The sequence below is a fragment of the Roseateles sp. genome (genome assembly GCF_031397715.1).
Taxonomy (GTDB): Bacteria; Pseudomonadota; Gammaproteobacteria; order Burkholderiales; family Burkholderiaceae_C; genus Paucibacter_A.
Genome location: NZ_JANNMI010000059.1, coordinates 1 through 7,934 on the forward strand (window position 1 = coordinate 1; position 7,934 = coordinate 7,934).

10 protein-coding genes are annotated in these 7,934 nt (G+C 62.9%); 4 read left to right on the forward strand and 6 right to left on the reverse strand.

The features are described 5' to 3' along the window. Positions 1–146 precede the first annotated feature (146 nt). Positions 147–647, forward strand: a complete 501-nt coding sequence (locus RMO57_RS02710) for a hypothetical protein (protein ID WP_310383971.1) — start codon at positions 147–149, stop codon at positions 645–647. A gap of 24 nt (positions 648–671) precedes the next feature. Here RMO57_RS02710 and RMO57_RS02715 read toward each other — a convergent pair whose 3' ends face one another. The 3 genes from RMO57_RS02715 to RMO57_RS02725 are packed head-to-tail and all read right to left on the reverse strand — an operon-like array spanning position 672 to position 3,630. Beyond that, positions 672–896: a DUF350 domain-containing protein gene (locus RMO57_RS02715; RefSeq protein WP_310383972.1), complete on the reverse strand. Its 225-nt coding sequence runs from the start codon at positions 894–896 to the stop codon at positions 672–674. A gap of 39 nt (positions 897–935) precedes the next feature. Then, positions 936–2,570, reverse strand: coding sequence for a DUF4178 domain-containing protein (locus RMO57_RS02720; RefSeq protein ID WP_310383975.1), 1,635 nt, complete (start codon positions 2,568–2,570; stop codon positions 936–938). Between the two features lie 7 nt (positions 2,571–2,577). Further along, the gene (locus RMO57_RS02725; protein ID WP_310383976.1) at positions 2,578–3,630 is read right to left on the reverse strand and encodes an SPFH domain-containing protein; all 1,053 of its coding nucleotides are present in this window, start codon (positions 3,628–3,630) and stop codon (positions 2,578–2,580) included. A gap of 103 nt (positions 3,631–3,733) precedes the next feature. Between RMO57_RS02725 and RMO57_RS02730 the strand changes: the two genes are divergently transcribed. Together RMO57_RS02730 and RMO57_RS02735 are read left to right on the forward strand one after the other, a co-directional pair. Further along, positions 3,734–4,225 (forward strand): molybdenum cofactor biosynthesis protein MoaE, encoded by a 492-nt coding sequence (locus RMO57_RS02730; RefSeq protein WP_414896366.1) that lies wholly within the window; start codon positions 3,734–3,736, stop codon positions 4,223–4,225. Further along, entirely contained in the window at positions 4,222–4,620 is a 399-nt protein-coding gene (locus tag RMO57_RS02735) for a CrcB family protein (protein WP_310383979.1), read from the forward strand. The genes RMO57_RS02730 and RMO57_RS02735 overlap by 4 nt, the downstream gene beginning before the upstream one ends. 27 nt (positions 4,621–4,647) lie before the next feature. Here the strand turns inward: RMO57_RS02735 and RMO57_RS02740 are convergent, their stop codons facing one another. The 3 genes from RMO57_RS02740 to RMO57_RS02745 form a co-directional block, all read right to left on the reverse strand. After that, complete coding sequence (locus RMO57_RS02740; protein WP_310383980.1) at positions 4,648–5,142, reverse strand: YciI family protein; 495 nt, start codon at positions 5,140–5,142, stop codon at positions 4,648–4,650. 155 nt (positions 5,143–5,297) lie between these two features. After that, positions 5,298–5,402: a DUF1993 family protein gene (locus tag RMO57_RS21955; protein WP_414896368.1), complete on the reverse strand. Its 105-nt coding sequence runs from the start codon at positions 5,400–5,402 to the stop codon at positions 5,298–5,300. Continuing rightward, the gene (locus RMO57_RS02745) at positions 5,356–5,556 is read right to left on the reverse strand and encodes a hypothetical protein (protein ID WP_414896367.1); all 201 of its coding nucleotides are present in this window, start codon (positions 5,554–5,556) and stop codon (positions 5,356–5,358) included. The genes RMO57_RS21955 and RMO57_RS02745 overlap by 47 nt, the downstream gene beginning before the upstream one ends. 126 nt (positions 5,557–5,682) lie before the next feature. Here RMO57_RS02745 and RMO57_RS02750 point away from each other — a divergent pair. Then, positions 5,683–7,934, forward strand: a 2,252-nt coding sequence (locus tag RMO57_RS02750) for an AAA family ATPase (protein ID WP_310383982.1), incomplete at its 3' end; no start/stop codon positions are given.

Consider the following 7,934-nt stretch of genomic DNA (forward strand, 5'->3'; position numbering starts at 1 on the left):
CGTCACGGCCGCCTCGGTGGTGGTGTCCGGCAGCATCGCCGTCGTCGGCAATGTTGTTTACTGGGTAGAGCGGGAAAGCAAGTGCGCAAGGAAGCCGTCCGCGTAGTGCATAGGCAGAACTTTGCCATCACATGCCAAGCCTGTCTGTGCGCATTGGCGGCCTCACCAAAGAGGCCTTGCTGGTTAAGCTGGGTGAAGCCGCGGTCCAAATGAATGTCTATGCCACGGCATTCCTGTTCGATGAGCGCTTCGTCGTGTCAAAAACCGCCGATGCCCTGGATATCGAGATTTGCTCGCTCGCCAGTCTTGGGCTCAGCGCAGGCGGCAGCTTTTCTCAAGTCCTGGCTGCAGCGCAGGCTTGCGGCCTGCACCCTTGTCCGGCAGAAGTCGGGCCTCAGCTCAGGCTTCAACTGCTTGAGCAGTTGGAAGACCGCGCTGGCGACACCCGAGCCGAGCGGGGTGCACCGCTGGGCTCAATCACGGTGGCGTCAAAGCCATTGAAAGACGACGTTGGTTTTCCCCAAGGTTTGTACCTGCGCCGGCTTGACGGACGCCTCTGGCTGCGGGGCTATCGATCGTGGCCGGGCCACATCTGGCGCCCTGACGACGTGTTCGCGTTTGCCCACAAGGCGGTAGAGGGGACGTGACTTGACCTGACCCGCGCGGTGTAATCAGCCGTGAATCGCCGCCGCCACGATCTGGCCGATTGAGAGGCACATGGCCGCCACCACGATGGCCAGTGCCATATTCTTGCGCTCGACGATTTCTTCCCAGAGCTTGTAGGGGGTCAGCTTGTCGATGATGACAAAGCTGAGCCAGAACACCAGCACGCCGATGACGGCATAAAGAATCGAGCCCAGCACGACCGCCGGCCGCAGCCAGTCAAATCCATTCATAACGTTCTCCTTGATTGCATTCAGAGTGGTGTCTTCAAGTTATTTGTGGCCGCCGCCGCCGCCGCCGCTGCCCGAGCCACCGTAGGAGCCGCCGCTGTAGGAGCCGCCACCCGGGTAGATGCGTGGGCCGCCGCTGCGTTTGCACTGAGCGTATTCGGCGCTGGCTTCGCCGTAGCTGTCTTTGTAGGCTTGGCAATCGTCGCCACCGCCGCCGCAAGACTTCACCAACATCAGCAGAAAGAACAGCGCGAACATGGCCAGCGCCAAATTGCGCACCCAGCGAGTGCTGCCGCCGGTGCTGCTGAGGCTGGAGGCGTCCCGCGTCAGCGCCGCACCCTGGGTGCCATCCAGCTTGAACGCCTTGACTACTTCGCTGGCATCAAGCTTTCGCCCAAAGCTCCAGGTGATTTCATCCCCGGCCTGCTCGCGGCTGAGCAAGGCGCCGGCCTTGCCGCTGCGCGCTTCATAGTCGCTGACCAGGGCGCGCTGCTCGCGCTTGACCTGCCAATAGAACTCGCCCAGCACATAGGTCACCTTGGCGGCATAGGTCCAGCGCTTTTTGAAGCTCTGACCCTGCCAGTCGACCTTGTCGCCGCTGCCTTGTGGCGAGCCGGTCAAGGGTCGCACCAAACTCCAACCTTCCTCGGTGTCGACCAGGAAGGCAAAGCCCTCCAATTGGTTGAAGAGCAGGTACTCGCGCCAAAAGGTCTGCTCATCGTCACTGCCAGCTGCGGGCAGATCGCAGCGTTCCTGATAGCCGACCACCTGCCAGGGCAGGGCCGCGCTGGCGGCGCTGCCGGCACTTAGCGCCAACTTGCCGACGGCGCCGAGCGGGATTTGCGGTGCCAGGCCGTTTTGCTGGGCATAGAAGGCCAGGTCGGTGCCCACACCTTGCGAGATGTCGACCACCGCATGGCATTGGCCGCAGCTGATGGATTTGCTATTCGCCAGCCGCGGCGTCAGCGCGGCGCCGCAGCTGGGGCATGCCAGCGTCTTTGCAGCGATGGCCGCGTCCTTGCCTTCGCGCAGGCCGTGCATCGCCAGATCTTCAAAACGCACCGGCCGGCCCAGCGACCATTGCGCTTGTTCGCCGTCACTGAAGTCCAGGCTGCCGACCTCGTCCTGCGCATTGCGCAGCTCGGCAACCAGGAACTCGGCCTGCAAATTAGGTGGCCGTGCCAGCTCCCCTTGTGCGGCCTGCACGCGGGCCAGCGTCAGCGCGCTGATGCGCCAGCTCTGGCCCACCAACACCAGCAGATCGCCCAGCACCAGCTCATGCGACTGCGGCACAGGCTCGCTCAGCGGGGCGTCAAAGCTCAGTACGAACTGGCCGTTATCCTCACTCAGCCAGGCACTTCTATTTGCATCGCCCGAGTCGAACAGCGCATGCCATTCGTTCCAACTGCCGCCGCTATAGCTCAGCTGCAGGCGACCGACGATGCTGAAGGGCGCGCCGGCGAAGCGCCCGCTACTGCCCAGCTGCAGCGGCGAATAGTCGGCCAGCAGCTCGGCACTGAGGCCGATTTTGCGCAACGCTGAGCCCTCACGCAGCAGGCTGCTGCGGCAAAAAGAACAAACGGCGCCGGCCGAGGCGGCCGACGCGAATTCAACGGTCGCGCCGCAGTTCGGACAAGCCGCGCTCCAGCGGCGTTGCGTGGATGCTTGTTGACTCAACGGCAAATCAACCCAGCTTCTTCAGCAGCTCGGCCTTCTTGGCGGCGAACTCCTCGTCGGTCAAGATGCCCTTGGTCTTCAGATCGCCGAGCTTTTCCAGCAAGGCCATGATCTCCTCGGCGCTTTGCAACGGCACGCCCGCTGCGGCCGGCTGGGCTGCATGACCGGCCAGCCCTGCTTGCAATTGCTGGGCCATCAGCTGCCCCATGGCAAGACCTGCCCCCAAACCCATCGCGTCACCGGCCACGCCACCGCCACCGCCAGCTCCTGCGCCCTCGGCGAATTTCGGGATCGCCTGCGCGGTTTGGTATTGCATGAACTGACCCATGTTCTGGCCGATCATGCCCATGCCGATCTTCTGGTCGAGGATTTTTTGCAGGTCCTCCGGCAGCGAGACGTTTTGCAGCGTCACGCTCTCCAGCTTGAGGCCGATCTTCGCGAATTCCGGCGCGCTGGCCGTTTGTAGCTGCTTGGCGAATTCAACCTGGTTGGCCGCCAGGTCGAGAAACGGGACGCCGGCCTGCGCGACCGCATCGCTGATGTGTTGCAGCATCATGCCGCGCAGTTGGCCGTCCAGGTCTTGGGCCCTGTAGCGCTCGCGCGTGCCCGAGATTTCGGTGTGGAAGAGCCTGGCGTCGGCGATCCGGTAGGCGAAATTGCCGAAGGCCCGCAGGCGCACCGCGCCAAAGTCCTTGTCGCGAATCGTCACCGGCTGCTGGGTGCCCCAGCGCTGATCAATCTGTTGGCGGGTGCTGAAGAAATACACATCGCTCTTGAACGGCGACTCGAACAGCTTGTCCCAGTTCTTCAAATAAGTCAGCACCGGCAGCGTCTGCGTCGTCAGCTTGTACATGCCGGGGCCAAACACATCGGCCACCTTGCCCTCATTGACGAAGACGGCGACCTGCGATTCGCGCACGGTCAGTGAGGCGCCATACTGGATTTCCATATCGGCAATGGGAAAGCGCCAGGCCAGCGTGCCCGCATCATTGGCAGACGTGTCCTCGGTCCACTGAACAATGTCGATGAACTGTTTCTTGATGAAATCCATCAGGCCCATGGCGCACTCCTCGCTGTTGCGGTTGAAGTGCAGCAGTATGCGGCAGGTGGCGCGCAGTTTTTCTCCTCCGGTGGTTGATAGTTACTGAGGGCACAATTCGGCCATGAACATCAAGCAGCCGCGTGTACGCATACAGACCGAAGACTTTGAGCTGGGCGCCGAGACCCAGGCCCTGCGCGCTGGCGGCGGCGGTGGTATCGGCGCGGTGGTCGCCTTCGTCGGCACCGTGCGGGACAGCAGTCATGGCCAGCGCGTCAGTGCCATGGAGCTGGAGCATTACCCCGGCATGACCGAGGCCGCCATTGAGGCGATGATTGACGCGGCCTTTGCGCGCTTTGACATCCTCGCTGCGCGGGTGATTCACCGGGTCGGTGCCTTACTGGCCTGCGACCAGATCGTGCTGGTGCTGGTGGCCTCGGCGCATCGCGGCCAGGCTTTCCAAGCCTGCGAGTTCTTGATGGACTATCTGAAGACGCAGGCGCCGTTCTGGAAGAAGGAAACCACGCCCGAGGGCGCCGATTGGGTGGACGCCCGCGACAGCGACGATGCGGCCCTGGCGCGCTGGGGCTTGGTCTCCAACAACGCAAGCGCATGACGGCGGCCATCAATTTTCTTCAAGCGGCGGCGGTCGCTGGCGGCGCGGCCGTGGGTGCGTTGGCACGTTGGGGCACAGGCTTGTGGCTGAATGAGCGTTACGCCAGCGTGGCAGGCTTTCCGCTGGCTACCTTGCTCGTCAACCTGGGCGGCGGCTTGTTGATTGGCATGGCCATGGCTTGGTTTGGGCGCAACCCTAACGATTTACTCAAGCTGCTGCTGGTGACGGGATTTCTGGGCGGTTTGACGACGTTTTCGGCCTTCTCCGGCGAGTCCTTGGCGCTGCTGCAGCGCGGTGAAGTGAGCCTGGCGCTCTGGCATGGCGCACTGCACACCCTGGGGGGCTTGGGCTGCGCAGCGGCCGGCTGGCGATTGATGCAGCAGTGGCAGACCTAAGGCTGTTCGCCGGCGATATAGCCGGTGTCAAAAGCCCTTCCTCGCCAACTTTTTGTGTGCGTCATTCACCAGCATCAGCGCCGCTGAGCCGTAGTAGTTGTGGAACTCGGCGACCATTTCGCCGCTGCTGATGACGGGGTCGGTGGCTGTGAGTCGCTTGGCTTCCTCAATATCGCTCACCGCAATAATGAATAAGCCCCGCCAGCCATCCACGCCGTCAAAAGGGCCGGCCAGAGCCAGCTTGCCCTCGGCGGCGAGGCGATTGATATGGGCAAAGTGACCCTTGAACATCGCGCTGCGCGCCTCGCCTGCGGGCATCGATGTCGGCCCGGTCTTCAAGAGCACGAGCACATAGCGCCGCATGCCGTAATCGTCAGCGCCTACCGCCTGAGCCATCTCAGCGTCATAAATCGCGGCAGGCGGGCTGGGCGGAGTGGCCGGTGGCAGTGCCTGGGCGAGCGCAGCGCCGCACGGCAGGCAAAGCGTTAGGCAAAGCGTTAGGCTGGCAATGAGCATTCGCATGACTGGCATCTCCATGGTTTGCGGTCAATGCTACGCCAGGCCTGGCTTGAGAACTTGTGCATAGCTGTGATGCCGCCTGCTGCGATGCGCATGTTTGGCCAGTGAATGCCCGGCGGTTCAGCGCCAGCGGTGCAGCCCATCAAAGTCCTCTTTGCTTAAGCCCACCCCTGCTGGCGCAGGCTGGCGTAGGCGCAGCTCAGGTGGAAGAAGAAGTTAGGCAGGGCGAATTGCAGCAGGAAATCGGCGCCGGCTGGCTCGATCGCGGCATCCGGGCGCAGGCCGAGCGGCCAGCCGTTCCGGCTCGGTCAGCGCGCCGATGTCGATCCGCGCTTGAGCCAGATCAAGCATCACGCGCAATTGCCCGAGATAGCATTGAAAAACCGGCACCGAGGCCACATAAAGGTTCATGCTCATTTGAAGCCACAAATTTGTTGTTGGCGGGATCAGGGCTGGGGCTTGGCTTGTCGGCCCAGCGGCGGCTCTTGAAATCAGTCAGGCCCCGCCTCATCTGTCTGCCAAGCAATCACGGAGTAACGATTCATGCGCCCCGATAAATTCACCACCCGTTTCCAAGAAGCCCTGGCCGATGCGCAAAGCTCGGCCGTCACGCGCGGCAACCCCTATATTGAGCCGGCCCATCTGCTGCTGGCCATGTTGGCGCAGGACGATGGCCCGAAGGCCATGCTGGAGCGCGCTAACGTCAAGACCGCAGCTCTGAAGACCGCGCTGGACGCCATTGTTGGCGGTCTGCCGCAAGTGCAGGGCGAGGGGCAGCAGGTGGGCGCCGGGCGCGATTTGGTGTCGCTGTTGCAGGCGGCCGAGAAAGAGGCCTCCAAGCGCGGTGACCACTTCATCGCCAGCGAGATGTTCCTGCTGGCCTTGAGCGACGCCAAATCCGACTTGGCCGGTATTGCGCGCGGCCACGGTCTCAGCCGCAAGGCGCTGGAGAGCGCGATCGAGGCGGTGCGCGGCGGCCAAAAAGTCGACAGCCAGGAGTCCGAAGGCAACCGCGAGTCGCTGAAGAAATACACGCTGGATTTGACCGAACGCGCCCGCGCCGGCAAGCTCGACCCGGTGATTGGGCGTGACGACGAGATCCGCCGCTCGATTCAAGTCTTGCAGCGCCGTACCAAGAACAACCCGGTCTTGATCGGTGAGCCGGGTGTCGGCAAGACCGCGATTGTTGAAGGGCTGGCGCAGCGCATCGTCAACGGCGAAGTGCCCGATTCGCTGAAGAACAAACGCATCCTGGTGCTGGACATGGCCTTGCTGCTGGCCGGCGCCAAGTACCGTGGAGATTTCGAGGAACGCCTTAAATCGGTGCTGAAGGAAGTGGCGCAGGACGAGGGTCAAACCATCCTCTTCATCGACGAGATCCACACCATGGTCGGCGCCGGCAAGGCCGAGGGCGCGATCGACGCCGGCAATATGCTCAAACCCGCTTTGGCGCGTGGCGAGCTGCATTGCATCGGTGCAACCACGCTGGACGAGTACCGCAAATACGTGGAGAAGGACGCGGCGCTGGAGCGGCGTTTTCAGAAGGTGCTGGTCGACGAGCCCAGCGTCGAGGCGACGATCGCGATCCTGCGCGGCTTGCAGGAGAAGTACGAGGTTCACCACGGCGTGGAGATCACCGACCCGGCCATCATCGCCGCGGCCGAACTCTCACACCGCTACATCACCGACCGCTTTCTGCCCGACAAGGCGATCGACCTGATCGACGAGGCGGCGGCCAAGATCAAGATCGAGATCGACTCCAAGCCCGAGGTGATGGACAAGCTTGATCGCCGCATGATCCAGCTCAAGATCGAGCGCGAGGCGGTGCGGCGCGAGAAGGACGAGGGTTCGATCAAGCGCTTTGATTTGATTGAAGTGGAACTGCTGAAATTGCAGCGCGAGTACAACGATCTGGAGGAGATTTGGCTGGCCGAGAAGGCGCAGGCGCAGGGCTCGGCCCATGTGAAGGAAGAGATCGACCAGATCCGTCAGCAGATCGAGGAATGGAAGCGCAAGGGCGACTTCAACAAAGTGGCCGAGCTGCAATATGGCCGCTTGCCCGAGCTGGAGACCAAGCTCAAGGACGCGCAGGCCAAGGAATCCGGCAAGAACAACAACGCACCGGGCGCGCGGCCCAGCTTGTTGCGCACCATGGTCGGCGCCGAAGAGATCGCCGAGGTGGTGGCGCGCTCCACCGGCATCCCGGTCTCCAAGCTGCTGCAAGGCGAGCGCGACAAGTTGCTGCAAATGGAAGGTAAATTGCACCAGCGCGTGGTCGGCCAGGACGAGGCGATCACGGCCGTGGCCGATGCGATCCGCCGCTCACGGGCGGGCTTGAGCGACCCGAACCGGCCGCTCGGCTCCTTCCTGTTCCTTGGCCCGACGGGGGTGGGCAAGACCGAGCTGTGCAAGGCGCTGGCGGGCTTTTTGTTCGACAGCGAGGAGCACCTGATCCGCATGGACATGAGCGAGTTCATGGAAAAGCATTCGGTGTCACGCTTGATCGGCGCGCCGCCGGGCTATGTGGGCTATGACGAAGGCGGCTATCTGACCGAGGCGGTGCGGCGCAAGCCCTATAGCGTGTTGCTGCTGGACGAGGTTGAGAAGGCGCACCCGGATGTCTTCAATGTGCTCTTGCAGGTGCTGGACGACGGCCGGCTCACCGACGGCCAGGGCCGCACGGTGGACTTCAAGAACGCCGTGATCGTGACCGCCGCCGAGCCGGCGAAAAAACCTGCCAGTACGGTTGTGACAATCGACGTAGGGCGCTCGTCGGCAGACGTTTGCCGCAACGC

Coding starts and splice junctions, on each gene's coding strand:
- RMO57_RS02730 (WP_414896366.1), top strand. CDS start 3,734: ATGAACATCAAGCAGCCGCGTGTACGCATACAGACCGAAGACTTTGAG.
- RMO57_RS02715 (WP_310383972.1), bottom strand. CDS start 896: ATGAATGGATTTGACTGGCTGCGGCCGGCGGTCGTGCTGGGCTCGATT.
- RMO57_RS02745 (WP_414896367.1), bottom strand. CDS start 5,556: ATGAGCATGAACCTTTATGTGGCCTCGGTGCCGGTTTTTCAATGCTAT.
- RMO57_RS02740 (WP_310383980.1), bottom strand. CDS start 5,142: ATGCGAATGCTCATTGCCAGCCTAACGCTTTGCCTAACGCTTTGCCTG.
- RMO57_RS02725 (WP_310383976.1), bottom strand. CDS start 3,630: ATGGGCCTGATGGATTTCATCAAGAAACAGTTCATCGACATTGTTCAG.
- RMO57_RS02735 (WP_310383979.1), top strand. CDS start 4,222: ATGACGGCGGCCATCAATTTTCTTCAAGCGGCGGCGGTCGCTGGCGGC.